The sequence below is a fragment of the Brevundimonas sp. G8 genome (assembly GCF_902506205.1).
GTDB lineage: Bacteria > Pseudomonadota > Alphaproteobacteria > Caulobacterales > Caulobacteraceae > Brevundimonas.
Genome location: NZ_LR732816.1, coordinates 2,639,270 through 2,665,529 on the forward strand (window position 1 = coordinate 2,639,270; position 26,260 = coordinate 2,665,529).

The 26,260-nt window shown below is 65.5% G+C and carries 21 protein-coding genes; 13 read left to right on the forward strand and 8 right to left on the reverse strand.

Translation table 11 applies throughout. From position 1 onward, the window contains the following. Position 1: 1 nt before the first annotated feature. From CHRYSEO8AT_RS12725 to CHRYSEO8AT_RS12750, 6 genes are all read right to left on the reverse strand, one after another. The gene (locus CHRYSEO8AT_RS12725) at positions 2-970 is read right to left on the reverse strand and encodes a hypothetical protein (RefSeq protein ID WP_159850576.1); all 969 of its coding nucleotides are present in this window, start codon (positions 968-970) and stop codon (positions 2-4) included. Then, entirely contained in the window at positions 967-2,091 is a 1,125-nt protein-coding gene (locus CHRYSEO8AT_RS12730; RefSeq protein ID WP_159850578.1) for a GNAT family N-acetyltransferase, read from the reverse strand. Before CHRYSEO8AT_RS12730 ends, CHRYSEO8AT_RS12725 begins: the two co-directional genes overlap by 4 nt. Continuing rightward, positions 2,088-3,281 (reverse strand): hypothetical protein, encoded by a 1,194-nt coding sequence (locus CHRYSEO8AT_RS12735; protein ID WP_159850580.1) that lies wholly within the window; start codon positions 3,279-3,281, stop codon positions 2,088-2,090. The genes CHRYSEO8AT_RS12730 and CHRYSEO8AT_RS12735 overlap by 4 nt, the downstream gene beginning before the upstream one ends. Then, positions 3,278-4,168 (reverse strand): ThiF family adenylyltransferase, encoded by an 891-nt coding sequence (locus CHRYSEO8AT_RS12740; protein ID WP_159850581.1) that lies wholly within the window; start codon positions 4,166-4,168, stop codon positions 3,278-3,280. The genes CHRYSEO8AT_RS12735 and CHRYSEO8AT_RS12740 overlap by 4 nt, the downstream gene beginning before the upstream one ends. Then, positions 4,156-5,091, reverse strand: a complete 936-nt coding sequence (locus CHRYSEO8AT_RS12745; protein ID WP_159850583.1) for a hypothetical protein — start codon at positions 5,089-5,091, stop codon at positions 4,156-4,158. The genes CHRYSEO8AT_RS12740 and CHRYSEO8AT_RS12745 overlap by 13 nt, the downstream gene beginning before the upstream one ends. Positions 5,092-5,324: 233 nt before the next feature. Then, a complete protein-coding gene (locus CHRYSEO8AT_RS12750; RefSeq protein ID WP_201304434.1) occupies positions 5,325-6,680 on the reverse strand; it encodes a metallophosphoesterase in 1,356 nt (451 codons plus the stop codon). 251 nt (positions 6,681-6,931) lie between these two features. Here CHRYSEO8AT_RS12750 and CHRYSEO8AT_RS12755 point away from each other — a divergent pair, with 251 nt between their 5' ends. From CHRYSEO8AT_RS12755 to CHRYSEO8AT_RS12765, 3 genes are all read left to right on the forward strand, one after another. Then, complete coding sequence (locus CHRYSEO8AT_RS12755) at positions 6,932-9,169, forward strand: TonB-dependent receptor (RefSeq protein ID WP_159850585.1); 2,238 nt, start codon at positions 6,932-6,934, stop codon at positions 9,167-9,169. A 406-nt stretch (positions 9,170-9,575) separates the two neighbouring features. Then, positions 9,576-9,989: a DUF2231 domain-containing protein gene (locus CHRYSEO8AT_RS12760; protein WP_159850587.1), complete on the forward strand. Its 414-nt coding sequence runs from the start codon at positions 9,576-9,578 to the stop codon at positions 9,987-9,989. Beyond that, complete coding sequence (locus CHRYSEO8AT_RS12765) at positions 9,986-11,293, forward strand: sorbosone dehydrogenase family protein (protein WP_159850589.1); 1,308 nt, start codon at positions 9,986-9,988, stop codon at positions 11,291-11,293. The genes CHRYSEO8AT_RS12760 and CHRYSEO8AT_RS12765 overlap by 4 nt, the downstream gene beginning before the upstream one ends. 119 nt (positions 11,294-11,412) lie before the next feature. On the opposite strand, the gene CHRYSEO8AT_RS12770 is transcribed toward CHRYSEO8AT_RS12765, so the two are convergent. Both CHRYSEO8AT_RS12770 and CHRYSEO8AT_RS12775 read right to left on the reverse strand, forming a co-directional pair. Then, positions 11,413-11,751 carry an energy transducer TonB gene (locus tag CHRYSEO8AT_RS12770; protein WP_159850591.1) on the reverse strand — a complete coding sequence of 113 codons (339 nt, stop codon included), beginning with the start codon at positions 11,749-11,751 and terminating at the stop codon, positions 11,413-11,415. A 112-nt stretch (positions 11,752-11,863) separates the two neighbouring features. Then, positions 11,864-12,739, reverse strand: a complete 876-nt coding sequence (locus tag CHRYSEO8AT_RS12775) for a LysR family transcriptional regulator (RefSeq protein ID WP_159850593.1) — start codon at positions 12,737-12,739, stop codon at positions 11,864-11,866. A gap of 119 nt (positions 12,740-12,858) precedes the next feature. On the opposite strand from CHRYSEO8AT_RS12775, the gene CHRYSEO8AT_RS12780 reads away from it, so the two are divergent. The 10 genes from CHRYSEO8AT_RS12780 to CHRYSEO8AT_RS12825 all read left to right on the forward strand — a co-directional run bounded on the left by CHRYSEO8AT_RS12780 (position 12,859) and on the right by CHRYSEO8AT_RS12825 (position 26,176). Beyond that, positions 12,859-14,361 carry a CoA-acylating methylmalonate-semialdehyde dehydrogenase gene (locus CHRYSEO8AT_RS12780; protein WP_159850595.1) on the forward strand — a complete coding sequence of 501 codons (1,503 nt, stop codon included), beginning with the start codon at positions 12,859-12,861 and terminating at the stop codon, positions 14,359-14,361. A gap of 7 nt (positions 14,362-14,368) precedes the next feature. Further along, positions 14,369-15,508, forward strand: coding sequence for an isobutyryl-CoA dehydrogenase (locus CHRYSEO8AT_RS12785; RefSeq protein WP_159850597.1), 1,140 nt, complete (start codon positions 14,369-14,371; stop codon positions 15,506-15,508). Continuing rightward, positions 15,505-15,915, forward strand: coding sequence for a hypothetical protein (locus CHRYSEO8AT_RS12790; protein ID WP_159850599.1), 411 nt, complete (start codon positions 15,505-15,507; stop codon positions 15,913-15,915). Before CHRYSEO8AT_RS12785 ends, CHRYSEO8AT_RS12790 begins: the two co-directional genes overlap by 4 nt. Then, positions 15,912-16,961 carry an enoyl-CoA hydratase/isomerase family protein gene (locus tag CHRYSEO8AT_RS12795; protein ID WP_159850601.1) on the forward strand — a complete coding sequence of 350 codons (1,050 nt, stop codon included), beginning with the start codon at positions 15,912-15,914 and terminating at the stop codon, positions 16,959-16,961. Before CHRYSEO8AT_RS12790 ends, CHRYSEO8AT_RS12795 begins: the two co-directional genes overlap by 4 nt. A 28-nt stretch (positions 16,962-16,989) precedes the next feature. Continuing rightward, positions 16,990-17,892 carry a 3-hydroxyisobutyrate dehydrogenase gene (gene mmsB / locus CHRYSEO8AT_RS12800; protein WP_236547533.1) on the forward strand — a complete coding sequence of 301 codons (903 nt, stop codon included), beginning with the start codon at positions 16,990-16,992 and terminating at the stop codon, positions 17,890-17,892. 427 nt (positions 17,893-18,319) lie between these two features. Then, positions 18,320-19,327, forward strand: a complete 1,008-nt coding sequence (locus CHRYSEO8AT_RS12805; RefSeq protein WP_159850605.1) for a LacI family DNA-binding transcriptional regulator — start codon at positions 18,320-18,322, stop codon at positions 19,325-19,327. A 49-nt stretch (positions 19,328-19,376) separates the two neighbouring features. Continuing rightward, positions 19,377-22,430: a TonB-dependent receptor gene (locus CHRYSEO8AT_RS12810; protein WP_159850607.1), complete on the forward strand. Its 3,054-nt coding sequence runs from the start codon at positions 19,377-19,379 to the stop codon at positions 22,428-22,430. Between the two features lie 76 nt (positions 22,431-22,506). Continuing rightward, positions 22,507-23,982, forward strand: a complete 1,476-nt coding sequence (locus tag CHRYSEO8AT_RS12815; protein ID WP_159850609.1) for a glucoamylase family protein — start codon at positions 22,507-22,509, stop codon at positions 23,980-23,982. After that, positions 23,979-25,247, forward strand: coding sequence for a sugar ABC transporter substrate-binding protein (locus CHRYSEO8AT_RS12820; protein ID WP_159850611.1), 1,269 nt, complete (start codon positions 23,979-23,981; stop codon positions 25,245-25,247). Before CHRYSEO8AT_RS12815 ends, CHRYSEO8AT_RS12820 begins: the two co-directional genes overlap by 4 nt. Then, positions 25,244-26,176, forward strand: a complete 933-nt coding sequence (locus tag CHRYSEO8AT_RS12825) for a carbohydrate ABC transporter permease (protein ID WP_236547534.1) — start codon at positions 25,244-25,246, stop codon at positions 26,174-26,176. The genes CHRYSEO8AT_RS12820 and CHRYSEO8AT_RS12825 overlap by 4 nt, the downstream gene beginning before the upstream one ends. Positions 26,177-26,260: the final 84 nt, after the last annotated feature.

The following is a 26,260-nucleotide window of genomic DNA, read 5'->3' on the forward strand; positions in this document are numbered from 1 at the left end:
CTCAGACGATCAAGGCGTCCAGGCCGAGGCGAGGCTTGGGCGGCAGGTCGCGAACCGGCGCGACCCCCAGCCGGAAGGCGGTGATCAGGCGACGGTCGCCGCCGATGTCGAAATCCGCACTCACGCGTTCGCGCGCTTCGACATCGTCAGCCAGAACCGCCATGGGCGCGGCCGACAGTCCGGCCTGGGTGAAGCCGAGCCAGGCGCGATGAAACCGTCGTCCTGTGTCGAACGGCGCTTCGTTCGCGGGGCGATGGAGCAGGGCGATGGCCGAGGCGCTGCGCACCACCGCCGCCTCGGCGACCAGGGCGCCGGACAGGCCGATCCGGTCCAGCGTCTCGAACACGCCGGGCCTCAGCACGACCCCGGCCCCGGCGGCCTCGATCCCGGACATTTCCATGGCCTCGGCGTTCAGCCCATCGAGAGACCAGGACGGATGGCGTCGCGACAGCCGCATCCACGACACCAGCTCCGCACGATAGGGGGCGTTGCGGAACCAGCGGAGGCTAGCCTCATCGTAAAGGCGTGCCAGTTCAGCGATGGGCTCCGGGGTTTGAACGACGATCAGGTCCTCGCTGCGCTCCAATCGGGCCAGCGCCGCCTGGGCGTCAGCGCCGCCTTCGAACTTTCCGCGATAGGTGCGCCGCTGGGTTAGATGTGCCGCCAGCGGATCGGAAACCTCGCCAGGGCGAATGGTCAGTTCTGCGATGCTGACGCCGTCGTGCCCGACATCGACCCTCAGGCCGCGCCGTCCGGCGGCGAGGCAGAAGCCCTCCACCGCCGAGCCATGGCTGACGTTCAGGTCGCGGCCTTCGGGATCGCCGACGGGCAGCCTGCGGCTTTCGTCCTCCAGCACCTGCACCCGGCCGTCGGGCATCAGCCGCCACCGCGTCGGCTGCGTGTTATGGACGCTGGGGGAAAGGGCGGCTTCGCCTACCAGCGCCCGGAACGTCTGTGCATCCAGCGTCATCGCAGATCTTTCCTGAACAGGTTCAGTCGCTGAAGCCGCCGCGCGCCCAGCTTTTCCATCTGGCGCAGCGAGGCGGTGTTCTCGTCCGCGATCCAGGTCACGCCGCACTGTTTGTAGCCGCCCGCGAACAGGGCCTTGATCACCCGGTGCAGCATGGCGCCGTTCAGCCCCTGTCCGTGCAGGGCGCGCTTGACCGAATAGAAGATGATCACCGCGCGTCGCCGCCTCAGCCGCTCGCGGATGAAATGGACCATGGTCATCGGCCCCATCCGACCGCGCGTCGCCTTCTGGAACGGGTTCAGGTCGGGGATGCAGATCACCACCCCGGCGGGCTCGCCCCTGTAGTGGACGACGCAGGCGATGCGAGGATCCACGATCCACATCATCTCACCCGCCTGAAAGTCGAACTCGGCCGGGGTCAGGGGCACGAACATCGGATTGTCGCTGAAGCCGTCGTTGAGGCATTGCCGGGCCTCCTCGAACCGAGCCTTGAAGGCGCTGCGGCTGATGGGCTTCCAGGTCCAGTCGGGGTTCGACAGCACCGCGCGCTGCTTGTCGCCCAGCAGGGCTTCGGCAGTCGTCGGTCCGACATCGAACTCGAAGGTCGACATCGGAAACACGGGTGCGTAGCCGCAGGCCTCCAGCAGGCGCGGCAGATGCGCGGCGCCCCAGATCATGTCGGTATAGGGCGGGTTTTCGAACCCCTCGGTCAGGACCCCCGCCTGCTGCATGGCCGTCAGGTTGAAAGCGCCGACCAGTTCATCACAGCCTTCGGCGCGCGCGAAGGTCTCGGCCGCGTCGAACAGAAGTCGCGCGGTTTCGACGCTGTCCTCGCCGTCGAAATAGCCGAACTGACAGCGTCGCGTGTCGTGACGCGCATTCGAGGACGGATGGGTGTGGGCCGTCAGCCGTCCGACCGGACGCCCGTCGCGCCAGGCGGTGAAAAAGGTCAGGCGGCCGCCGTCGTCGCGCATCAGAGGGTTGCGCGACGGATCCAAATACCGTTCCAGATCCGCGCGCATCGGCGTCACATAGGGGCTGTCGGCGGGATAGATTTCCAACGGAACCCGGAAGAAGCCTTCCAGATCGCCCTCGCGAAGGGTCACGGCGGCAGCGGTCATGCGGGCCTCTCCGTCGTCAGCCGCGCCATTCGGAAGGCGAGGCCCAGATCGATCTCGGCCTCGGTGTTGCGCAACAGATCCGGCAATCGAACCAGGCCGATCCGAACCGGCGACCGGCTCAACAGTCCGACGTGGGTGGCGTCGGATCGCGCCAGAAGATCCAGCAGCGGCTCGCGTTCGGTCTCGTCGATCGTCCCCGTACCGGCCTGCAGGGCGGCGGCGCTCCACAGAGGCTGGCGCTCCAGCGTCTGCGCCATCGCCTCGGGGCGATAGTCGGCGAGATCGTGTTCGGACAGGACCGACAGATCCTTCAGCATCGGCTCTTTGGTCAGGTCGCCCAGGAAGCCGTCGAGGGATCGAGTGTTCGCCGAGGCCATGCGCTGGCGCAGACTGGTGCGCCGTCCGGCGGCGCCGAACGGCTGGATGCGGACGACCAGGGTCATGGTGATCAGGGCCGCGCCGATCAGGGCGAACAGGCGAACCCGGTCGTCGAGCGCGCCGACATCCAGTTGTTCGATCAGGCCGCAGGTCAGGGCCAGGGTCGTCGCCACGATCACGGCGGCGTCGATCCAGACGTCGCGCGCATCGCTGACCCCGTTCGACAGGGCCAGCAGGACGATCACGAGGGCGGCGATGGGGCTGAACCCGATGGGCGCGGCCACCAGTTCGGAAAAGTCAGTGCCGATCAACGGAATGACGATGGCCAGGCCGACGGCGAGACGGCGAACGGCGCCGTTCTCTGCGCGCGACAGGGCCTTGCGGTCCCTCGCCCACAACAGGATCAGGATGGCGACCAGGGAAGAAAGGATGATGACGGCCAGCGCGCTACGGGAGCCGAAGGCGACATGGCTGGTCGTAAACAGGGCGAAACCCAGACCCAGGGCGGACGCTGCGAAGACGGCGATCTTCATCGCGCGCGGCGCATGACGGCGAAGCAGCCCTTCGGCCAGCAGCAGGGCCGCAAGGGGGGCGAGCGATATGGCGGCGTAGGTCGCGCCCTCGAAGATCGGCAGGCCCGTTCGGACGGCCAGACTTCGCACGCCATAGAACACCGACATGGCCCCGAATAGGAAGACCAGGCGCGGCGTCAACGGACCCCCGGCGCGGCGCACGAGCAGGGCGACGACATAGGCCGCCAGTCCCGCCGCCGCGAACCCGTCGAGCAGGGCCTGGGTCTCGACCCGGATCATGCGGCGTCTTTCAGCAATCGGGCCATGAAGGCGCGCACGACCAGCCCCTTTATGGCGGCGACGGGCGCCCACAACGGCCGTTCGGTCCGGCCCGCGAAGGCGTTGAGGAACCAGCCTCGGCAATCGGTCCTGGATCTGCGGCCCATCAGCAGCCACAGCGCCTCATAGGCCATCAGGCAGCCGGTCGAGATCACCATCGGCGCGAAGGACATCCGCTTGGCCGTCCCGGCGGCGAGGGCGGCAGCCGCGTCCAGATCGACGTGACGGGCCGACGACGAATGGACCATGACGTATTCGAGCTCCTTCATGAAGCTGGCTCGCAGGTCTTCGGGCCGGATCGCATCCAGCGCCTTGCCGCGCGTCGGATACCTCAGACGCTCCTCCGGGCGCGGGTCGGAGGGACGCACCACGATCACCGAGGGCAGGGGCGAGGCATAGGCGTCGATCACGGTCGCGCCGGCCGCCTTGGCGGCGCGATACAGGGCTATGCTTGCGGCGATGTCATCGGTTCCGTTGACGATCACCGGATAGCGCGCCGCCAGGTCCGCGACCTGATCCACCCACTCTGCGCCCAGCCGCTCGATCTCGACCTCGGGGTTGATGCGCCGCGCCGCCGCGCAGGCGACCTCGGCCTTGTCATGGCCGACGGTGTCCGTGAAGGCGAAGACCTGGCGGTTCATGTTGGACGTTTCGAACACGTCGATGTCGCAGACGGCGAACCGCCCGACGCCCGCGCGGACCAGCGCCAGGAAACAGGCGCCGCCCATGCCGCCCACGCCCGCGACGAATACGGCGCCGCCTTTCAGGGCCGCCTGTTCCGCCTCGGTGACGAAGCCCAGATTGCGGGTGGTGAACTCGGCATAGTCGAAGGCCGTCACGTCTTCCATGCGCGCAAACTTCCCCAGGGTTGAGTGTGGTCGAGCCAATGCACCAGCGGCAGCAGGGCCGCCTGGATCATCAGCAGGGTAAACCGGCCGAGCAGGCCGGGGACGGTGTCAGGCGGGGCCACCTTGGCCAGATAACGGCTGGCGGCGCGCATATCGATCTGACCGATCTGCAGCAGGTCGTCGCCCCGGCCATAGTCCAGCTCTGCAGCGCAGAGGGCGTTGTAGATCGCGTCGCGATGTTTGGCGGCGCTCTCGAAGGTCTTTTTCAACTCGTCTGAACCGCCGGTATAGGCGTCGGTGATCACGAACCGATCCGCGTCGAAACCGGCCTCGTCGCCGACCCCGAAGGCGTGACGCCAGTTCTCCATAATCTGGCGGGCCAATCGCTCGTGTTGGAAGGAGCGTCGGGCCGTCGGCCTGCCGGGATAGACGTCGGAAAAGGTCTCGGCGACCATGCCGACGACGGCCGGAACCTGGGTCACGCTGGACACCCAGACGGCCCGGCATTGCCGGCGCACGAACAGCAGGACGCAGGTCAGGCCATAGAGGGTGGCGGACAGACCGCTTCCACGCACATCGGGACGCACCATGACCAGACCCAGATGCAGGATTTCCACCGACCGTCCGCCCAGGTCGGCATCCAGAATGGCCAGGGCGTTGAACGCGACCGGCCGTCCGCCCCGCTTCTCATAGACAACGGTCAGCACGGTGCGGGACAGGGTCTCTGGATCGCCGGAGAAGATGCCGTAGGTCAGGTCGCGGTCCGCCAGAACGCTGCGGGCGATGGACCTGACATCCTCGACCAGCATCGCGAGATCGGCCGGCGACAGCGCCAGGCCTGGCCGCTCGACGATCCGAGACCGTAGACCTGACCCCGCGCCCACCGTCGTGTCCAGCAGTCGTGGCGTCACAGGCTTGCTCATGAATGGCGATCTCGTTTCAGGACGGCTCTGCTTACTGCGTGCGACCTTCACCTTTATGAACATCGAATGGGGCAGCGAACACGAGAATTTTCACCTCCCGCCGGACTAAGCCACGCAGTAAGCTCTGCCTTTCGCCCCAAGCGAAGTCAGAGACTTTGGATGGACGGTACGTCGCTCGGAGTGCGTATGGGTATGTTGTGCTCGTTCCCTTTTAACGAATGCCCAAGGCACTTCTACCTCTCCAGCAGAGCCTTGGCGGCCACAAGCTTGACCATCAGGTCTGACGCCTGTTCGAAAATGAGGCCCGTCGTTCCGAAATACTCCCGCTGGTTCGTGGCGCACCAGTCGGTGGTGACGATGCGGACTTGATCGCCTTTCGGTGAAGCGCCTGAGGCATAGAGGAAGTCGCCGCTGCGGTCGGCCAGGGGCATCGGGCGGTCTTGGTTGGCGCGGGCCATGAAGTCGTCGAACTGGGCGCGCGAGACGGTTGCGACCATCAGCTTGCCGTCGAAGCGGACAATGGAATCGAAGACGTAGCGGCTGACCGGCCCGGCGGGGACGCCCGTGCCCAGGGTGGTGTGGCCGATGAAGCCGGCGTCGGCGCCGGCCGCCTGGGCCAGGCCGGCTGCGACACGCTGTCCGGTGTCGCCCAGCGACAGGGCGCGAGGGCTGGTCCCCAGGATGGTCCGCTCCTCGTCGGTCAGATTGGCGGCGAGGGTCACGGCGATCAGGTCCGCCAGCGCAGGAGAGGCGGGGGCGTCCAGCGCGACCGCGCGGGATTCGGCTGTGACCGAGCCGTCCGACAGGAACTCAGCCGCCGTATAGGCGGCGGTCCAGGAGCCGGTGTGGACATAGGCGCTGCGGCCCTGGCGATGCTGGAACAGCAGGTGGTTATGACCGCCGATCATCAGGCTGCCGTCGGGTAGCAGCGGCAGGATGTCCCCGTCGGCGGTGACGCCTGCGTGGCTCATGATCATGACGAGATCTGCGCCGGCGAGGTTGTCGTCCAGATTGGCGCTGGCCCAGTCGGCGGCGGACGGGATCGACAGTTGGTCGCGCGAGGCCTTGGGGTAGGTGGTCAGAGAATTGGTCGCCATGCCCACGACCCGCAGCGAACGGCGACCGAAGGGCAGGGTCGTGGACGGGTCTGCATAGCCGGCGCCCGTGCGCGTATCACCGATGGTGCTGACGACATGAACGCCCAGGCTCTTCATCCGAGCGACGACCTGGGCCAGGTCGGGGGTCAAGTCGTTGTCGTGATTGCCCAGGTTGAACACCGTCGGGGCGATCTTCGGCAAGGCCGCCAGGAAGGCCCAGTCCACCACGCCGCCCGACCGCACGGCGACGACATTGCCGTGCTCGAAGATGTCGCCGTCGATGGCGATGACGTGCGGCACGGGGTTGGAGCGGACTTCGGTCTCGAAGGCGGCCAGCAACTGGGCGGTCCGCTCATAGGCGGAATGCATGTCGGAGACGGCCAGCACTCGGCCGATCACATCCGCCCGTTTCATGCCGATCAGCCCCGGCGCGAAAGCCGTCGCCCCGGCGAGTTGCAGGAGCCGGCGACGGGAGGGCGTGACGAGAGGCATACGCAATCCAAACAATGTCTTGGAGGCGTGCGGAGCGGACTCACGCACCTTTTAAGCATCGCATTTCGGCCCTATCGGCACAATGCCGGCCGGCGCTGTGCAGCTCTGCGCAGGACAGATTGTCACATGGGTGTGGCTGCGTCTTTAAAGGTTCAAGAAACATGCGCGCTCTGCGCTGGCGGCCGTCGCTGCGAAGCTCTACGGCGTCGCGCGACAAGTCCTCCCCACTGTCGCCAAGGAAATCCCCGCCCATGCTTCGCCAAGCCCTTCTGGCCGCCACCGTCAGCGGCATCGCCCTGTTGAGCGCCGGCTCGGTTCTCGCCCAGACGACGGACACCAATGTCGAAGCCGCCGGCGTCGACGACATCGTCGTCACCGCCCAGCGCCGCAGCGAAAACATCCGCGAGGTGCCGTTCGCCGTCACCGCCCTGAACACCCAGACCCTGCAGGACATCTCGGCCGGCGGCGCCGACATCCTGTCGCTGTCGGCGCGCGTGCCCAGCCTTCAGGTCGAGAGCTCGAACGGCCGCTACGCCCCGCGCTTCTACATCCGCGGCCTGGGCAATGTGGACTTCGACTTCACCGCCTCGCAGCCGGTTTCGGTGGTGCTGGACAATGTCGTGCTGGAGAGCGTCTATCTGAAGGGCTTCCCACTCTTCGACGTGCAGCAGTTGGAAGTCCTGCGTGGTCCGCAAGGCACGCTGTTCGGCCGCAACACCCCCGCTGGCGTCGTCAAGATCGACACCGTCAAGCCGTCGGACGACTTCACCGGGTTTGGCTCGCTAACCTACGGCAACCTGGGTTCCGCCCGGGCCGAGGCGGCCGTCACCCTGCCGGCGTCTGACACGCTTCAGGTGCGCGGCGCCATCCTGTGGAACCACCGCGACGACTGGGTGAACAACGCCTTCAACCCGTCCTTCGCCAATGCGGACAAGGATGATCTGGGCGGCTTCAACGATCTGGCCGCGCGCGTTCACGTCGCCTGGACCCCCACCGATCGTCTCTCGACCCTGCTGACGCTTCAGGCTCGCGACTATGACGGCACGGGCACGATGAACCGCGCCAACGCCCTGACCAAGGGGTCGAACGAACTGAACGGAAACTTCGACCGTGACACCGTCTATTATGACGGCGGCCGCAACAACTTCCAGAAGCAGAAGACCACCTCGCAGTCGATTCAGGTCGCCTATGATTTCGGCCCCGCCACCCTGACCGGCATCGTCGGTTCGTACCAGGGCTGGTCCCAGGGCGACGGCGACATCGACGGCGGCGTGGCCACGGCTCCGGCGACGGCGCCTTTCAAGACCCCGTTCAACTCCGAGACCGGCACCCTCTCCAGCGACCTGCTGCAGAACACCTATGAGCTGCGCCTGGCGTCGAACGGCGACGGCCGGGTCGGCTGGCAGGTCGGCGCCTTCTATTGGGACGAGCGGATCAACCTGGTCTCCGGCACCTTCAACGGCACGGGCAACCCCGCGCCGACGCGGGTGACCGACATCGTGCAGAAGTCGGATTCCTGGTCGGTGTTCGGACAAGGCAGCTACAAGCTGACGGACGCTTTGAAGGTGACGGCGGGCGTGCGCTACACCGACGACAACCGCGACTACAACGGGCGGATCGTGTTTGGGACGGGCGCTGGCGGCACGGGCGCCGTCTCCGTCGGCGACGAGCAGGTCAGCTGGGACGTCAGCGCCCTCTATCAGGTCAACGACAGCCTCAACCTGTTTGCGCGCGCGGCCAAGGGTTATCGCGGTCCGTCGATCCAGGGCCGCAACCTGCCCGTCCTGACGACGGCCGATTCCGAGACGGTCATGTCGTACGAGACCGGCCTGAAGGCCCGCCTGCTGGACGGCCGCGCACGCTTCAACGCGACGGCCTATGTCTATGAGGTCAGCGACATGCAGTTCACCGCCATCGGCGGCGCGGACAACTCGAACCGCCTGATCAACGCCGACAAGGGCGAGGGTTACGGCCTGGAACTGGATGGCGACATCTATCTGGGCGCGGGCTTCAGCCTGTCGGCCGGCGCCGCCTGGAACCACACCGAGATCAAGGACAGCGACCTGCTGGTGGCCATCTGCGGCGCCAACTGCACCGTCACCGATCCGATCGTGACCGTGGGCACGACCCGTCGCGCCAACATCGACGGCAACCCCTTCCCGCAGGCGCCGGAATACACCGCCAACCTGACGCTGAACTATGTCCGGTCGCTGGGCAACGACACCGAGCTCTTCGCCTCGACCGACTGGGTCATGCAGAAGGACTTCAACCTGTTCCTGTATGAATCGGTCGAGTTCATGCAGGACACGGCGTTCGAAGGCGGCCTGCGCGCAGGCTGGCGCGACCTGAACCGCGGCATCGAGGCGGCCGCCTATGTCCGCAACATCACTGACGAAGAGAACGTGATCGGCGGCATCGATTTCAACAACTTGACCGCCTTCGTCAACGAACCGCGCACCTACGGCGTGCAGCTGACCAAGCGGTTCTGATCGACATGCATTGAGGCGTCGATCTGCAAGGCTGCGGATCGACGTCTTTTCGCATCGTCCAGAATATGTCCATTGCGGATTGCTCCGCTATGGGCCTCGCAACGCAGCAGCGACATAGGCTTTCCAGTGCGGATGCTGGACTGGTTTTTAGACTGATTTGTCTGATTATCCTGGTCGCCATGGCCATTCTCTGCACGTTGAAAAGCCAAACCTGATGAAATCCACACCTTCGGGCTGTTGCTGGCCGTCGCCGGCGGTCTGCTGCGCAGGATAGGAGTCGTCTTCCAGGTCCGTCGCTGCTGATCCCGACCTGACCTGCGCAAATGACGCAGCTGCGCCGCAAATAAGCCGTGAACCATTCGGCGATCAGACGGTTAGCCAAGCCAGACCTTAGGGAAGGGCCCAGATGAACACCCACGGACTATCAGGCGCGGTCGTGCGACCCCTGCACGGCCTTTTGCTGGCGTTTCCAATCGCCCTGTTCACCTTCGCCCTGTTCACCGACATCGCCTATCTGAAGACGGCCGAGGTTCAGTGGACCAACTTCTCGGCCTGGCTGATCACTGGGGCGCTAGTGTTCGGCGGGTTGGCTGGCGTCTTCTCGATTATCGATTTCGTGCTCGGCCGGTCGCGTCGTGCGCTGATCCATGTCGTCGCCCTGGCCCTGGCCTGGGTGCTGGGCCTGGTGAACGCCTTCAAGCATAGCCAGGACGCCTGGAGCTCGGTCGGCGCCTTTGGCCTGATCCTGTCCATCCTCTGCACAATCCTGGTCCTGGTCGCCGGCTGGACCGCCTATGCCGCGCGGGAGAGCGTCCGATGAACAAGAACCTGCTCGCAGCCAGCGCCGCAACCCTCGCCATGGCCCTGACCGTCGCCTCGTGCGGCAACGCCAGCGATCCCAAACTAAATCAGACCGGCGCCACGCCCGACCTGCCCCAGGTCAACGAGACCCTGGTCCCGGCGATGAAGATCAGCCCGCCCGCCGGCTGGAACGGCGAGACGCCGACCGTGCCTGCAGGCTTCACCGTCAGCGCCTTCGCCACCGACCTTAAGATTCCGCGCCAGATGCTGGTCCTGCCCAACGGCGACGTCCTGATCGCTGAGGGGCGTGGCGGCCATGCCCCGGCCATGCGGCCCAAGGACGTCATCGCCGGCGTGATCAAGAAACAGGGCAACACCAAGATCGCCGGCGGCAACCGCATCACCCTGCTGCGCGACGCCAATAACGACGGCATCCCCGAACTGCGCACCGTCCTGGTCGAGAACCTGGATGCGCCCTACGGCCTGGCCTATGTCGACGGTTCCCTTTACGTCGCCGAACAGGGCGCGCTGGTCCGCTTCGCCTTCCAGCCCGGGCAGACCGGCATCGCGACGCCGGCCGAGCGCGTCACCGAACTGCCTTCGCGCATCAACCACCACTGGACCAAGTCCCTGACCGTCAGCGCCGACGGGACAAAGCTCTATGTCGGCATCGGCTCCAACTCCAACATCGGCGAGCGCGGCATGGCCGTGGAGGAAGAGCGCGCCGTGGTCTGGGAAATCGACCGCGCGACCGGCGCGCGCCGGACAATCGCCACCGGCATCCGCAACCCGACCGCCCTGGCGATCGAACCGACGACCAGCCTGTTGTGGTCGGTGGTCAACGAGCGCGACGAGCTGGGCCCGCAACTGGTGCCGGACTATCTGACCCAGGTGAAGGATGGCGCTTTCTACGGCTGGCCCTACAGCTATTGGGGCCAGAACCGCGATCCGCGCGTGATGCCGCAAAACCCGGAGATGGTGGCCAAGGCCATCGCGCCGGACTACGCCCTGGGATCGCACGTCGCGGCGCTGGGCATCGACTTCGCGCGCAACGGCGGCTTCGGCGGTGCGTTTTCCAACGGCGCTTTCATCGGCATGCACGGCAGCTGGAACCGACAAGATCCGTCTGGCTACAAGGTCGCCTGGGTGCCCTTCAACGGTGGTCGCCCCGCCGGCCCGCCGGTCGATTTCGCCACCGGCTTCCTGAAGAACGGCGAGGCGCGCGGCCGCCCGGTCGGAGTCGCCTTCGACCCTAACAAGCGCGTCCTGCTGGTCGCCGACGACCTGTCCAATACCGTTTGGCGCATCGCCCCGGCACGCTGAACGGAAAACGGCTCACCCCTGCGTTTGGGTGAGCCGTTGGTTTCGGCGCAAGTTGCTAGCTGGAAGCGTCGTTCAGACAGCGAACGCCGCCGGCATGTGTAAGGGTGAGGTCCGCCTGTTCAGGGCGTGAAGTCGATGGTGCGCTCGAAGGGCGCGTCGACCGCTCGACCTCGTTCCAGGATCGGCGTGACTTCCGCGCCGTCCATCAAAGCCAAAGCCGCTTCTCCAAAGCCCAGACCCGGGCGCGTTTCTTCCAAAACAACGCAGTCCGTCACATGGCCCGACGCCAGCGCGGTGCAGCGCAGACGAACGCTGAAACGCTCGGTGGAGGTCTGCAGTGCGACCGTCTGCTCCACGGCAGGCTTGGGCGCGGCGTACAAGGCGGCGTCCTTGAGCATGGGCGCACTCGGAGCGCTCAGCAACGTGGTGATCAGGGTCAGGCTGAGGGTCAGGGTCATGGCAGGCCTCGTTCGCCTTCTATTAAGATTTGCGCCCGACCTCCGTTCCCTGAAATCTGGAAAACTCGGCCAGATGCGTCAGAAAAAACACACCGCTATCCGTACGCTGCGCTCAGAACGGTTTGAGACTGGCCTGGCGGGTTTCGCACAGCCTCTTCAGCCAAGTTCGAACCGTGCGCATACGGGCGGTGTCGTGAACGTCGCGGTGGGTGGCCAGCCAGAAGCGGCGCTCGATCAGGATGGACGGCAGGACGCGCACCAGACCCTCGGCCAGGAAGCAGGGCAGGACGCCGATGCCGCCGCCGGCCGCGATGATCTCCTTCTGGGCGCGGATCGAGGACGAGGCGACGTGGGGCGTCAGGCCGGGGCGCACCTCGTCTAGATAGCGCAGCTCGGGCGCATAGATCAGGTCGTCGATATAGCCGACGATGTCGAAAGCGGTCAGGTCGTCGACAGTCTGGGGCGCGCCGTGCTGCGCCACGTGGTCGGGCGAGGCGTAGAGAGCCAGCTGATAGGGCGTCAGCGGCTCTACGATCAGGCGCGCGGCGTCGGGCGCGGCCAGGGTGATCGCCATGTCCACCTCGCGTCGGGTCGGCGACAGGAAGCCGGACGTGGCCGCCAGTTCGATCCGCAGGCCGGGGCTGGCGCGGCGCAAGGCGGGCAGGGCGGGAGCCACGATACTGACGCCGAACCCTTCCGAGGCGCTGATGCGCACGACGCCGGCCAAGGTGTCGGCCTGGGTCACGCGGGCGGCGGCCTCCATCGCGCTTTCGGCCTCCAGCCCCATGTCGAGCAACTGGGCGCCCGCCGCCGTCAGCTGAAGGCCGGTGGTGGATCGGACGACGAGGGTGGACTTCAGCGTGCTTTCCAGCCGCGCCACGCGTCGCCCGACGGTGGCGGCATCGACGCCCAAGCGCACGGCCGCGCCGCCCAGCGAGCCCGCCCGCGCTGCGGCGATGAAGATGCGAAGGTCGTCCCAATCGAACATCGGCGGATCATCCGGTCATGCAAAAATGCAGAAAGCTGGCTGCAACTTTGCATTATCGCACCTGGGGTGTGGGGTGATAGCCATAGGCGAACAAAAGAACGATCAGGGAGATCCAGGCCATGCGCGACATCCGCCACTTCATCGACGGTGCGGCCTTCGACGGCGCGTCCGGGCGTTTCGGCGACGTGTTCGATCCCAACACCGGCGAGGTCCAGGCGCGCGTGCAACTGGCCACGACTGGCGAGGTCGACCGGGCGGTTCAGGCGGCGCAGAACGCCTTCGACGGCTGGGCCTCGACCAATCCCCAGCGCCGCGCCCGCGTCATGTTCGACTTCAAACGCCTGGTCGAGGCGCGGATGGACGAACTGGCCGAGCTGCTGTCCAGCGAGCACGGCAAGGTCATCGCCGACTCCAAGGGCGACATCCAGCGCGGGCTGGAGGTGATCGAGTTCGCCTGCGGCATCCCGCACGCGCTGAAGGGCGAATATACGCAAGGCGCCGGTCCCGGCATCGACGTCTATTCGATGCGCCAGCCGCTGGGCGTGGTGGCGGGCATCACCCCGTTCAACTTCCCCGGCATGATCCCGATGTGGATGTTCGGCGTGGCCATCGCGGTGGGCAACACCTTCGTTCTGAAGCCGTCGGAACGGGACCCGTCCTTGCCGGTGCGCCTGGCCGAGCTGATGCTGGAAGCGGGCGCGCCGAACGGTGTGCTGAACGTGGTCCACGGGGACAAGACGGCGGTGGACGCCATCCTGACCCATCCGCTGGTTCACGCCGTCAGCTTCGTCGGCTCGTCCGACATCGCCCACTATGTCTATCAAACCGGCGCCGCCAACCATAAGCGGGTCCAGGCCATGGGCGGGGCCAAGAACCACGGCATCGTCCTGCCTGACGCCGACATGGATCAGGTGATCAAGGATCTGGCGGGCGCGGCGTACGGCTCTGCCGGCGAACGCTGCATGGCCCTGCCGGTCGTGGTGCCGGTCGGCAAGAAGACGGCGGACGAACTGCGCGAGCGGATGGTGGCGGAAATCCCGTCGATGCGGGTCGGCGTCTCCACCGACGCGGGCGCCCACTATGGCCCCGTCGTCACGGCCCAGCATCGCGACCGTATCGCCGGCTGGATCGAGAAGGGCGTGCAGGAAGGCGCCGAACTGGTCGTCGATGGCCGCGACTTCAGCCTGCAGGGGCACGAGAAGGGCTATTTCATCGGCCCGTCGCTGTTCGACCATGTGAAGCCCGAGATGTCGTCCTATCAGGAGGAAATCTTCGGTCCTGTATTGCAGATCGTCCGCGCCGAGACCTTCGAGGAGGCCCTGGCCCTGCCGTCGAACCACCAGTACGGCAACGGCGTCGCCATCTTCACCCAGAACGGCCGCGCGGCGCGCGACTTCGCCGCCCGGGTCAATGTCGGCATGGTTGGCATTAATGTGCCGATCCCGGTGCCGGTCGCCTATCACACCTTCGGCGGCTGGAAGCGATCGGCGTTCGGCGACATCAACCAGCACGGCATGGAGGGCGTCCGCTTCTGGACCAAGACCAAGACCGTTACCGCCCGCTGGCCGGACAGCGCGCTGGAGCATTCTGACAGTTCGTTCGTCATTCCGACGATGCGCTGAGGTCGCCATGGATTTCGCCCTTACCGACGACCAGCGCGCCATTCAGGATGCGGCCCGTGCCTTTTCCGACGCCGAACTGGCGCCTCATTCGGCGCGCTGGGACGAGGACAAGCATTTCCCCGTCGATGTGATGAAGCAGGCGGCCGAGATGGGCTTCTGCGGCATCTACACCGGCGAGGAACACGGCGGCATGGCGCTGGGCCGGGTCGAGGCGGCGGTCATCTTCGAAGAGCTGTCGCGCGGCGACGTGGCGACAGCGGCCTTCATCTCGATCCACAATATGGCGACGTGGATGATCGACCGGTTCGGGTCGGACGAGTTGCGCGGGCGGTTCGTGCCGCCTCTGGTCGGCATGGACAAGATCGCGAGCTACTGCCTGACCGAGCCGGGTTCGGGGTCGGATGCGGCGGCGCTGCGGACCACGGCGGTGCGTGACGGCGACCGCTATGTGCTGAACGGGTCCAAGGCCTTCATCTCGGGCGCGGGGACCAGCGACCTGTATGTCGTCATGGTCCGCACGGGCGGGGAGGGGGCGAAGGGTGTCAGCGCCATTGTGGTCGAGGCCGGGACGCCCGGCCTGTCGTTCGGCGCGCAGGAGAAGAAGATGGGCTGGAACGCCCAGCCGACCGCCATCGTCCAGTTCGACGACTGCCGTGTGCCGGTTGCAAATCTGCTTGGCGAGGAAGGTGCGGGTTTCCGCTACGCCATGGCCGGACTGGACGGCGGACGGCTGAACATCGCCGCCTGTTCGCTGGGCGGTGCGCGGCTGGCGCTGGAGACCGCCCAGGATTACGTGGCGACCCGCAAACAGTTCGGCCGTCCGATCGGCGAGTTCCAGGCGCTGCAGTTCCGCCTGGCTGACATGGCGACGGACTTGGAGGCGGCGCGGCTGATGGTGCTGCGCGGCGCCTGGGCCATCGACAATGACCACCCGGAAAAGACCAAATGGTGCGCCATGGCCAAGCGCCTTGCCACCGACGCCTGTTTCCAGATCGCCGACGAGGCGCTGCAACTGCACGGCGGTTACGGCTATCTGAAGGACTATCCGCTGGAGCGGATCGTGCGCGATCTGCGGGTCCACCGCATCCTGGAAGGCACCAACGAGATCATGCGGGTGATCGTCGCTCGGGAGATGGCGCGGGGATGATTGCGCTGCTTGCTCTGATGGCGGCGGTGCAGGCCGGGAATGAACCCCAATGGGTCACGGGGCGTATTCAGGACCGAGACCCAGTCGCCTCCTTTCTGACCTGGGACTTTTCGTCGGTGATCCTGCGCGCTACGTGCAGAAACCGAGAGGTCATCGTCGACTATTACGGTGACGACGTCGTGCCGCGAGACGCTCCGAAGACCAGTCTCTTTGTTGACGGAGCCGCTTTTGAAATGCGTCGAACAGGCGTCGCGGAATATGCCATCGATGCGGCTGGGATCGCCGCCTTGCAACGCGGCCAGTGGGTGGAGTTCGATGCACCCAACGAGATGGATGAGCCCTGGCATCTTGGCGAGGCCCAAGCGTTGAAGGCTTTAGCTGCAACGTGTTCAGGAACCAAAAAATGAGCGAAGTTGAAGTCCTGATCCGCATCGAAAACGGCGTCGGTCGCATCACCCTGAACCGGCCCAAGGCGATCCACGCGCTGAACAGGGCGATGTGCGAGACGGTGATCGCGGCGCTGCTGGACTGGCGTTCGAATCCCTCCGTCTCCTCCATACTTGTCGATCACGCAGGCGAGCGCGGGTTCTGTGCGGGCGGCGACATCCGCATGATCGCGGATTCAGGCGCGGGCGACGGCGTGGACGCCAAGGCCTTCTTCCTGGCCGAGTACCAGCTGAACGCCCTGATGTTCGGCTATCCCAAGCCGATCACGGCCATTGTGGACGGCATCGTCATGGGTGGCGGCGTCGGGATTTCGGAACCGGCGGACGTCCGCATCGCCACCGAACGCACAACCTACGCCATGCCGGAGACGGGCATCGGCCTGTATCCCGAGGTCGGGGGCGGGTGGTTCCTGCCGCGTCTGCCGGGCCAGACGGGCGTCTGGATCGGGCTGACGGGCGCGCGGCTGAAGGCGGCGGATACGGTGGCCTTGGGCATCCATACCCATTTCGTATCGAGCGACGGCGTTGAGGCCTTGAAGGCCGATCTGCTGGCCGATGCCGCCGATCCGGCTGCGGTCGCGGCTCGTTATGCGAAGGACGCCGGACCTGCGCCTCTGGCCCCCCATCGCGAGGCCATCGACCGGCTGTTCGCTTTCGACACGGTCGAGGACATCTTCGCGGCGCTGGAAGCCGACGGGTCCGACTGGGCCTTGGCTCAACTGGCGGCGCTGAAGACCAAGTCGCCGACCTCGCTGAAGGTCACGCTGCGCCACATTCGCGAGGGGGCGAAGGCCGCGTCGTTCGACGACAACATGGCCGTGGAATACGCCGTCAGCGGCCGGATCGGCGCCACCCACGACTTCCAGGAAGGCGTGCGGGCCGTGATCGTGGACAAGGACAATCAGCCCCAATGGTCCCCCGCGGACCTGTCGGGCGTTGCCGACGAGACTCTAGACGCGCTGTTCGCGCCTTTGCCAGACAATGAAAAATGGACGCCGCTGGCCTGACCTCGGCGCCGACAAAGGGAGAGAGACCATGACCAAGATCGCCTTCATCGGCCTGGGCAATATGGGCGGCGGCATGGCCGCGAACCAGGCCAAGGCAGGCCATGCGGTCGCCGCCTTCGACCTGTCGGCGCAGGCGCTGGAGCGGGCCAGCGCGGCGGGTTGCGGCTCGGCCGCTTCGGTCGCCGAGGCCGTCAAGGACGCCGAGGTCGTCATCACCATGCTGCCCGCCGGGCCGCATGTGCTGAAGGTCTATTCGGAACAGATCATCGGCGCTGCGCCTTCTTCGGCCCTGCTCCTGGATTGCTCGACCATCGACGTAGAAACCGCGCGCAAGGTCGCCGGTCTGGCCAAGGCCGCCGGCTACGCCTTTGCAGACGCGCCGGTGTCGGGCGGCACGACGGCGGCGGATGCAGGCACTCTGGCCTTCATGGTCGGCTGCGACGAAGGCGACTTCGCGCGCGTCGAGGCGGCGCTGGCGCCGATGAGCCGGGTCGTCATCCGCGCGGGCGACCACGGGGCGGGGCAGGCGGCCAAGATTTGCAACAACATGCTGCTGGGCATTTCCATGCTGGGCACATGCGAAGCCATCGCCTTGGCGGAAAAGCTGGGTCTCGACCCGGAGCGCTTCTTCGAAATCACATCTCAATCTACGGGTCAGTGCTGGAGTGTGAACAGCTATTTCCCTTGGCCCGGCCCGGTGCCGACCGCCCCGTCCAACCGCGGCTATCAGGGTGGTTTCGCCACGGCCATGATGCTGAAGGACCTGAAGCTGGCCCAGGATGCGGCGGCAAAATCGGGCGCCTCCACGCCCCTCGGCGCTCAGGCCGAGGCCTTGTACGCCTTGTTCGATGGCATGGGCCACGGCGGACTCGACTTCTCGGCCATGCTGCAGATGCTGCGCGGGCGGTTGTCGGATCTGAATCCCGCCTGACGCGCATCACGCGATTCCAAAGCCCGCACCGTTTCGACGGTGTGGGTTTTTTCATGCCTGGCCGATCGAGTCGAACTGAGGCCAGCTCGTGCGACCAAGCCGCGCGCCTGGAGGGTCGGGCCGTTTACGCAGCATTTGAGGTCTTCTCCAGAAAAACCTCGTGTCTGCAATGAGTTGTCAGACAGTCGCTTTTCAGTCGGCGTATTTGAAGACCAAGCGTCGCTGAAAAATAGCCTGAAATGCGGCCAAACGTGGCTTGCGGCGCACATTACTCCCGTGTCATGTAACCGCTTACATCATCTATCGACGGATCTTCGAGAAGGGGCCGGGGCGGTAGGGAGCAGGGAGAGACCGATTGGATATGGCCGCGCCAACCGCAGCGCCGTCTGCGACGCATGAGGGTTCGCCTTTCGCAAAGGCCGCCACCATGCGCGACGTGGCCGAACGCGCCCAGGTGTCGGTGGCGTCCGTCTCCCGCGTGCTGAACGGCTTGGGCGTGACCTCCGACGCAACGCGCCAGCGCGTTCTAGATGCCGTCGAGCACCTGCGTTACGTGCCGCACTTCGGCGCCCGCAGCCTGTCGACCAGCAAGAACGACACCATCGGCGTCATCCTGCCCGACCTGTTCGGCGAGTTCTTCTCGGAGCTGATCCGGGGCATGGACTTGGCCGCCCGCGCCCATGGCAAACACCTGATCGTCTCCAGCTCGCATGACGGCGCCGACGACACCCTGGCGGCCGTTCGGTCGATGCGGGGACGGGTAGACGGCATGATCGTGCTGTCGCCACATCTCGGCGCGGCGAACCTGGCGTCCGAGTTCGCTGGCCGCATGCCCGTGCTGCTGATGAACGGCGGCACGGCCGAGGCGGGACGCGCCGCCATCATGATCGACAACCACGGCGGCGCCGTCTGCGCCGTCGAACACCTGATCGCCACGGGACGTCGTCGCATCGCCCACATCCGCGGCGCCGCTGGCAACATCGAGGCCGACACGCGCGCGGCCGGCTATTCTGCGGCGCTGGACGGCCATGACCCGATCATCGTCGAGGGTGACTTTTCCCAGGCCTCGGGCCACCGCGCCGCGACCCAGCTGCTGGCCATGGCGGAGCGTCCCGACGCCGTCTTCGCGGCCAACGACATGATGGCCGTTGGCGCCCTGTTGGCCTTTCAGGAAGCCGGCGTGCGCTGCCCGGAAGATATCGCCGTCGTCGGCTTCGACGACGTGCCGATCGCCGCCCTGATGCGGCCCGCGCTGACCACCATGCGCGTCAATATCGCGGAAATCGGCCGTCGAGGTGTCGAACGCCTGATCGGTCTCGTCCAGGCCGGCCAGAACGCCGAGACCCCGGACACCGCTTGCGAAATCGTTCGGCCGATCTTGGTCGAACGCCAATCCACCGCGGCGGCATCGTCCGCCAGGTTCAACAAAGGGTAGGCCAGCCATGTCGCTGAAAACCGATCCCATCAGGAGGGGAGAGCTCAGGATGAACCAGTTCAACACGCGTAAGGCCGCCCTGGCCGCCGCATCGGCTATCGCCATCAGCATGGCGTTCGTCGGCGCCGCCCAGGCACAGAACGCAACGACGACGCTGCGTGGCGCGGTCTATGACGGCCAGACCGTAGAAGCCGGTGCGACGGTCGTCGCTACCGAAGTCTCCACCGGCTACGCGACCCGTTCGCGCGTCGGCGCAGACGGCCGTTATGTTCTTTCGGGCCTGCGTCCCGGCACCTATCGGGTGCAGGTGACCAGCGCAGACGGTCAGACGGCGCAAGAGACCGTCACCCTTTCGTTGGGTCAGGTCGGCACGCTGAACCTTGATGTCGCCTCGACCGCCGCGACCGGCGCAGCTGCTGATGGCGCGACCGAACTGGGCGAGATCGTCGTCACCGGCCGTCGCGTCTTCGAGGTTCGCACGCCCGAAGTCGCCACCAATGTGACGCAGCAGCAGATCAACAACCTGCCGCAGATCAGCCGCAACTTCCTGAATTTCGCCGCTTTGGCTCCGGGCCTGCGCGTGACCGAGGACGACAGCGAGCGCACGATCTCCGCCGGCGGCCAGACCGCCCAGGCGATCAACGTCTTCATCGATGGTCAGAACCGCAAGTCGCTGATCAGCGACGGCGGCGTCGCCGGTCAGGACGACAGCCGCGGCACGCCCTTCCCGCAGGGCGCGGTGCAGGAGTTCCGGGTCATCAGCCAGAACTTCAAGGCCGAGTATGAACAGGCTGGTTCGGCGATCGTCACCGCCGTCACCCGCTCGGGCACCAACGAGTTCCACGGCGACGCCTTCGTCTTCTACCAAGACCCGGATTGGGTCGCCCAAGATCAGATTTCCGAGCGCCGCGGCGCCGAGAAGGCCCCGGTGCGTCGCCTGCAGTACGGCGCCAGCCTGGGTGGACCGATCATCCAGGACCGCCTGCACTTCTTCGGCGCCTACGAGCGCAAGGATGAAGACCGGATCGCCCAATCCTTCCTGAACCGCACCGAATACAACGACTTCTTCGCGGCGGACCTGGGCACGGTTTCGACGCCCTACGAGCAGGACGTCTTCTTCGGCAAGCTGTCGTGGCAGATCGACGACCGTCAACGTCTGGAGTTCAGCACCGAATACAAGACGGAAGAGGACATTCGCGGCGCCAGCGGCCAGAACGCCCCCAGCCGCGCCGCCCGCAACAATGGCGAGACCCAAGCCTTCAACCTGCGGCACCAGTTCCAGGGTCAACATTTCCTGAACGAGTTCGCGATCGACTATCTCAAGTCGAGCTATCAGCAGTCGGTGATCAATGGCGGCGACTACGGCAGAAGCTATGTGATATTCAACGATAATATCCCTGACGTCGCGAGTAATCCGGCCAGCCTTGGTTTCCAATATAATGTTAACAATCGCAACTCGACCGTGTTCACTGCTGGCGGGCGGGCCGATGCACAGTTCCTGGAACAAAAAAGCACGACCATTCGCAACGACCTGACCATTCCAGATCTGGCGTGGATGGGTACGCACACCATCAAGATGGGTGCAAAGTATTCGATGCAAAACTATTTTGTGCAGAAGGATTTCGGACGCAACCCGACCTTCACGTATGACATCGAAGCAAGGCCCGAAATCAACGGAAGTCGAGAAATCCCCGTCGCCGTGGATCTCGGAGTGGCTGTTCCGCCAGCGGACGTCGATAACAATGTCATTGGCCTGTATATTCAGGATGACTGGCAGATCACAGACAAGCTTGAGATAAACCTCGGAATTCGCTGGGATTATGAGGATAATGCGGTGAACAACGATTACCGCACGCCGGACTCGATCCGAAATATGCTGGCGGCGATCCAAAATCTTCCGGGGTATGATTTCCCATCATACTTCAACCCCGCTGACTATGTTTCAGACGGTGATCGCAAGGCATTTAAGGGCGCGTTCCAGCCGCGCTTCGGCTTCTCGTATGACGTGTTTGGGGACGAGCGGACGGTTATCTTCGGTGGGGCCGGTCGTTATTATGATCGGGTCGGCTTCAACTTTGCGTTTGATGAACGCTTCAAGCCATTCCAGTTCAACAAGACCGTTTACTTTACGCGAAATGGCACGCCGATCCAAACGGGATCGGATGGAGCGGGCAATCCGATCTTCACCAATACAGTCGCTTGGAATGCGTCATATCTCACACCCGCCGGTCTCGACCCTCTGTTGGCGGCCAGCCCCGGCGCCGGCGAGGTCTTCCTGGTCAAGAACGACTTCGAGCCGCCCCGCACGGACCAGTTCAACATCGGCGTGCGTCAAAAGTTCGGGCGCTGGCAGACGGCTCTGACCTTGGCCGCCGGTCACACCGAGGGTGAATCCGCCTGGTATATCGCCAACGCCCTGACGGAAACTGGCGGTCGGTTCAACGGCCCGACGCCGGGATCGGTCGGCTTCGCGCAGTTCCGCAACACCATCTTCTTCCAGAACACGGACAAGGAACGGGACTACAAGGCGATCTATTTCACGGCCGACAAGCCCTACAACGCCGAAGATCGCTGGGGCTTCAATCTCGCCTACACCTATATGGACGCGACACAGAACGGCAGCCGCGACAACGGCTACGGCGCGTTCGACTTCGACTACAACACGCCGGAACTGTCGCCTGAGTACCGGTCGTCCACGGACGAGCGTCACCGCGTCGTGGCGTCCGGCACCCTGGGCCTGCCCGCCGACTTCCTGCTGTCGGGCATCGTCACCCTGGGTTCGGGTCTGCCTTACAACATCAACGACTGCCCGAACGCACCGGCCGGCGGCCCCAACATCTGCTTCAACGCCGGCAATCCTGAAAAACGCGCCTTCCTGCCGGGCCTGAACTTCGCCTATCGCCAAGTCGATCTGCGCCTCACCAAGGGCTTCGACGTCTTCGGCGGACAGCGGGTCGAGTTCATCGCCGACGCGATCAACATCTTCAACTTCACCAACTTCAACGCGTTCGACACCGGCTTCAACAGCCCACGCTACGGCGCGGGAACCGGAGTCTTCCTGCCGACCCGTAGCTTCCAGGTCGGCCTGCGCTACTCCTTCTAAGACCCTGAGCCTGGGCCGCCTTTCGCTTGTCGGAAGGCGGCCTTTCTTTTTCGATACAGACCCAGTGAGCGTGCCCATGAATCGCCGAAACTTCCTGATGCGGACCACCACAGGCGCTGCGGCTTTGGCCGTCGGCTTTCCCGTAATGGCCTCGGCGCAGCAGGCGGTGAATTCGGCGGTGACGGGGGCGGTGAATGGGACGGAGCGGCGGCCCTTGAGGCTGGATCGCGAGATCGCCGAGCTTCAGGAACGCACGTTCCGTTGGTTCGAGAAGGTGACGGATCGGCGCACGGGCCTGACACCGGATCGCTGGCCGACGCCGTCCTTCTGTTCGGTGGCGGCGGTCGGGTTTGCCCTGACCTGCTGGCCGGTGGGCGTGGAGCGCGGCTGGATGAGCCGGGCCGAGGCGCGCGAGCGGACGCTGACCACGCTGCGATTCTTCCATGACTTGCCGCAGGGGCCGGAAGCGACCGGCACGGCGGGCCACAAGGGCTTCTTCTATCATTTCCTGGACATGCAGACCGGGCTGCGGTTCGCGCAGAACGAGCTGTCCACGGTCGATACGGCCCTGCTGATCGGCGGCATGTTGTTCGCCGCCCGCTATTTCGACGGCCGCCATGCCGACGAGGCGGAAATCCGTCAGAAGGCCCAGGCCATCTATGAGCGGATCGAGTGGCCGTGGGCCGTGATCCGCGACAACCGCATCACAATGGGCTGGCATCCCGAGAGTGGCTTCATTCCCTCGGACTGGCACGTCTATAACGAAGGCATGCTGGTGCTGCTGCTGGCCGTGGGCAGCCCGACCCATCCGGTGTCGGTCAATGTCTGGCACGAATGGGCCGCCAGCTACGACGAGAGCTGGACTGACCGCTGGGGCAGCTGGCACCTGAACTTCGCGCCCATCTTTGGGCATCAGTACAGCCATATGTTCATCGACTTCCGCGGCATTCAGGACGCCTGGATGCGGGGGCAGTCGGCCCAACTGGGCGAGCAACTGGACTATTTCGAGAACAGCCGCCGCGCCGTCTATGCCCAGCAGAAATACGCCCACGACAATGTCGCGGGCTGGGCGGGCTATTCGTCCGAGGTCTGGGGCCTGACGGCCTGCGACGGGCCGGGCGACTTCAAACAGGTGATCGACGGCAAGGAACGCGAGTTCTTCAGCTATTCCGCGCGCGGGCCGGGAGAGCGCGACGACGGCACCATCGCCCCTACGGCGGCGGCCAGCTCCATCGCCTTCGCGCCCGAGATCGTCGTGCCCTGCGTCAAGGCGATGAAGCAGAAATACGGGGCGGGCATCTATACCGAGTGGGGTTTCCTCGACAGCTTCAACCCCACCCTGACGGTGCGCGACGGGCCGTTGCAGCACGGCAAGATCGTGGACGGCGTCGGCTGGGTGGACGGCGACTATCTGGGCATCGACCAGGGGCCGATCGTCATCATGACCGAGAACCACAGGTCCGACTTCGTCTGGCGCTATATGCGCGGCGAGCCCAATATCCGTCGCGGGCTTGAGATTTCGGGCTTCACCGGCGGATGGCTGAACGCATGACGCAGACCGCCCATAGGCGCGCCGCCTTGGCCCTGATGGTGGGAGGTGCGGCTGCGGCCTGCACCCCGCGTCGGTCGGGCGAGACTGTGTTGCGCTTCTGGGCCATGGGCAATGAGGGCGGGACCGTCGGGCAACTGATGCCCGAGTTCGAGCGGCGCAATCCGGGGGTTCGGGTCTCGGTCCAGCCCCTGCCGTGGACGGCGGCGCACGAGAAACTGCTGACCGCCTATGCCGGGGCGTCGCTGCCGGACGTCAGCCAGATCGGCAATACCTGGGTGGCGGAACTGAGCGCCATCGGCGCCCTGTCGCCGACCCCGCCCGAGGCGGCGAACCTGCTGACCGATCAGTTTCCGGCGGTGCTGGAGACGAACGAGATCGCCGGCCGGGCCATGACCACGCCCTGGTATGTGGACACCCGGCTGCTGTTCTATCGCAAGGACCTGCTGGCGCGAGCCGGGTTCGGCGCCCCGCCCGAGGACTGGGCCGAGTGGAAGCGGGCCATGCATGGGATCAAGCGCGTGGCGGGCGAGGGGAACTTCGCCATCCTGCTGCCGCTGAACGAGTTTGAGCAGCTTCTGACCTTCGGGCTTCAGATCGACGCGCCGCTGCTGCGTGATCGGGATACGCGGGGAAACTTCTCCAGCCCCGGCTTCGTTGCGGCCCTGGCCTTCTATCGCAGCCTGTTTGCGGAAGGGCTGGCGCCCCTGGCCTCGGCGACGCAGATTTCCAACGTGTGGACGGAGTTCGCCAAGGGGTATTTCAGCTTCTACTTCTCCGGCCCGTGGAGCGTGGGCGATTTCCGGGACAAGCTGCCCGCGTCTTTCCAGCCGAACTGGGCCACGACCGGCGTGCCGGGGCCGAACGGCCTGGGCGCCTCGGCTCCGGGCGGATCCAGCCTGGCGGTGTTCAAGTCCTCGCCGCATCAGGACGCGGCCTGGGCCCTGGTCCGCTATCTGTCAGAACCGGCGGTGCAGGCCCGGTTCAACACCATCGTCGGCGACCTGCCCGCGCGCCAGAGCGCCTGGGACATCGCCGGGGTCGAGCGCGATCCGATGTTGGCGCCCTTCCGGGGGCAGCTGTCGCGCGCCAAGGCGGTGCCCAAGGTGCCGGAATGGGAACGGATCGTGACGGAGATGCAGATCGTCGCCGAACGGATGGTACGCGGCGAATACAGCCCTGAGACCGCTGCCGCCGAGATCGACCGCCGCGCCGACCGGCTGCTGGAAAAGCGCCGCTGGATGATCGAACAAGGCAGGGCCGTATGACCGTCGTCGATCCCACTCTCGCGAAGGTCAGGCCGTCGCGGGGACGCGGCGCACGCGAACGCGCCGCCTGGGCCTTCGTCGCCCCGGCGATGATCGCCATCGGCCTGTTCTTCGCCATTCCGGTGATCGCGGCCCTGCTGCTCAGCCTGACCGACTTCGACATCTACGCTTTGGCGAACCTGGACAATCTGCGTTTCGTCGGCCTGCAGAATTATGAGCGGCTGCTAACCAATCCCCTGTTCTGGGGGGCGATGAAGAACACCCTTACGTTCGCGGTTCTCGGCGTGCCCTTGTCCATCGCCGCGTCCTTGGCGGCGGCGGTGATCCTGAACGCGCGGGTTGTGAAGTGGCGGCCGATCTGGCGGGTGATGTTCTTCGCCCCCTATGTCACCACCCTGGTCGCGACGGCGGTGGTGTGGCGCTATCTGCTGCACACCCGCTATGGGGTCATCAACTGGGGGCTAACGAGCATCGGCCTGCCCGCTGTGGATTGGTTGGGCGACCCCTCGACCTCGATCCCCGCCATCCTGATGTTCGTGGTCTGGAAGATCTTCGGCTACAATATGCTGATCTTCCTGGCGGTGCTTCAGACCGTGCCGGACGACCTCTATGAGGCCGCCCGCATCGACGGCGCCGGGCCGTGGAAGCAGTTCCGCCATGTGACCCTGCCGGCCATCGCACCGACGATGCTGCTGGTCTCGATCATCTCGGTCGCCAGCTTCTTCCAGCTGTTCGCCGAACCCTATGTGATGACGCAGGGCGGCCCGGCCCAGAGCACGGTGACGGTGCTCTACTTCATGTATGAAGAGGGCTTCAAATGGTGGAACCTGGGTTCCGCCAGCGCGGTCGCCTTCGTCCTGTTCCTGTGCATCCTGGCGATTACCCTGGTCCAGTTGGCGGTGGCGAAGCGCGTGGGGGCGTATCAGTGAAAATGTCCTCTAAAGACCGTCATCCTCGCCCTTGTGGCGAGGATCCAGACTCCCGGTGCGTCCGCAGTCTGCAATCCCGTCGAA

What these genes read in the sequence shown, in the direction of transcription:
- mmsB (WP_236547533.1), top strand. Translation starts at nt 16,990, where the DNA reads ATGACCAAGATCGCCTTCATCGGCCTGGGCAATATGGGCGGCGGCATG.
- CHRYSEO8AT_RS12725 (WP_159850576.1), bottom strand. Translation starts at nt 970, where the DNA reads ATGACGCTGGATGCACAGACGTTCCGGGCGCTGGTAGGCGAAGCCGCC.
- CHRYSEO8AT_RS12740 (WP_159850581.1), bottom strand. Translation starts at nt 4,168, where the DNA reads ATGGAAGACGTGACGGCCTTCGACTATGCCGAGTTCACCACCCGCAAT.
- CHRYSEO8AT_RS12730 (WP_159850578.1), bottom strand. Translation starts at nt 2,091, where the DNA reads ATGACCGCTGCCGCCGTGACCCTTCGCGAGGGCGATCTGGAAGGCTTC.
- CHRYSEO8AT_RS12775 (WP_159850593.1), bottom strand. Translation starts at nt 12,739, where the DNA reads ATGTTCGATTGGGACGACCTTCGCATCTTCATCGCCGCAGCGCGGGCG.
- CHRYSEO8AT_RS12815 (WP_159850609.1), top strand. Translation starts at nt 22,507, where the DNA reads ATGAATCGCCGAAACTTCCTGATGCGGACCACCACAGGCGCTGCGGCT.
- CHRYSEO8AT_RS12765 (WP_159850589.1), top strand. Translation starts at nt 9,986, where the DNA reads ATGAACAAGAACCTGCTCGCAGCCAGCGCCGCAACCCTCGCCATGGCC.
- CHRYSEO8AT_RS12795 (WP_159850601.1), top strand. Translation starts at nt 15,912, where the DNA reads ATGAGCGAAGTTGAAGTCCTGATCCGCATCGAAAACGGCGTCGGTCGC.
- CHRYSEO8AT_RS12825 (WP_236547534.1), top strand. Translation starts at nt 25,244, where the DNA reads ATGACCGTCGTCGATCCCACTCTCGCGAAGGTCAGGCCGTCGCGGGGA.
- CHRYSEO8AT_RS12810 (WP_159850607.1), top strand. Translation starts at nt 19,377, where the DNA reads ATGAACCAGTTCAACACGCGTAAGGCCGCCCTGGCCGCCGCATCGGCT.
- CHRYSEO8AT_RS12785 (WP_159850597.1), top strand. Translation starts at nt 14,369, where the DNA reads ATGGATTTCGCCCTTACCGACGACCAGCGCGCCATTCAGGATGCGGCC.
- CHRYSEO8AT_RS12745 (WP_159850583.1), bottom strand. Translation starts at nt 5,091, where the DNA reads ATGAGCAAGCCTGTGACGCCACGACTGCTGGACACGACGGTGGGCGCG.
- CHRYSEO8AT_RS12760 (WP_159850587.1), top strand. Translation starts at nt 9,576, where the DNA reads ATGAACACCCACGGACTATCAGGCGCGGTCGTGCGACCCCTGCACGGC.
- CHRYSEO8AT_RS12790 (WP_159850599.1), top strand. Translation starts at nt 15,505, where the DNA reads ATGATTGCGCTGCTTGCTCTGATGGCGGCGGTGCAGGCCGGGAATGAA.
- CHRYSEO8AT_RS12755 (WP_159850585.1), top strand. Translation starts at nt 6,932, where the DNA reads ATGCTTCGCCAAGCCCTTCTGGCCGCCACCGTCAGCGGCATCGCCCTG.
- CHRYSEO8AT_RS12770 (WP_159850591.1), bottom strand. Translation starts at nt 11,751, where the DNA reads ATGACCCTGACCCTCAGCCTGACCCTGATCACCACGTTGCTGAGCGCT.
- CHRYSEO8AT_RS12750 (WP_201304434.1), bottom strand. Translation starts at nt 6,680, where the DNA reads ATGCCTCTCGTCACGCCCTCCCGTCGCCGGCTCCTGCAACTCGCCGGG.
- CHRYSEO8AT_RS12820 (WP_159850611.1), top strand. Translation starts at nt 23,979, where the DNA reads ATGACGCAGACCGCCCATAGGCGCGCCGCCTTGGCCCTGATGGTGGGA.
- CHRYSEO8AT_RS12805 (WP_159850605.1), top strand. Translation starts at nt 18,320, where the DNA reads ATGCGCGACGTGGCCGAACGCGCCCAGGTGTCGGTGGCGTCCGTCTCC.
- CHRYSEO8AT_RS12735 (WP_159850580.1), bottom strand. Translation starts at nt 3,281, where the DNA reads ATGATCCGGGTCGAGACCCAGGCCCTGCTCGACGGGTTCGCGGCGGCG.
- CHRYSEO8AT_RS12780 (WP_159850595.1), top strand. Translation starts at nt 12,859, where the DNA reads ATGCGCGACATCCGCCACTTCATCGACGGTGCGGCCTTCGACGGCGCG.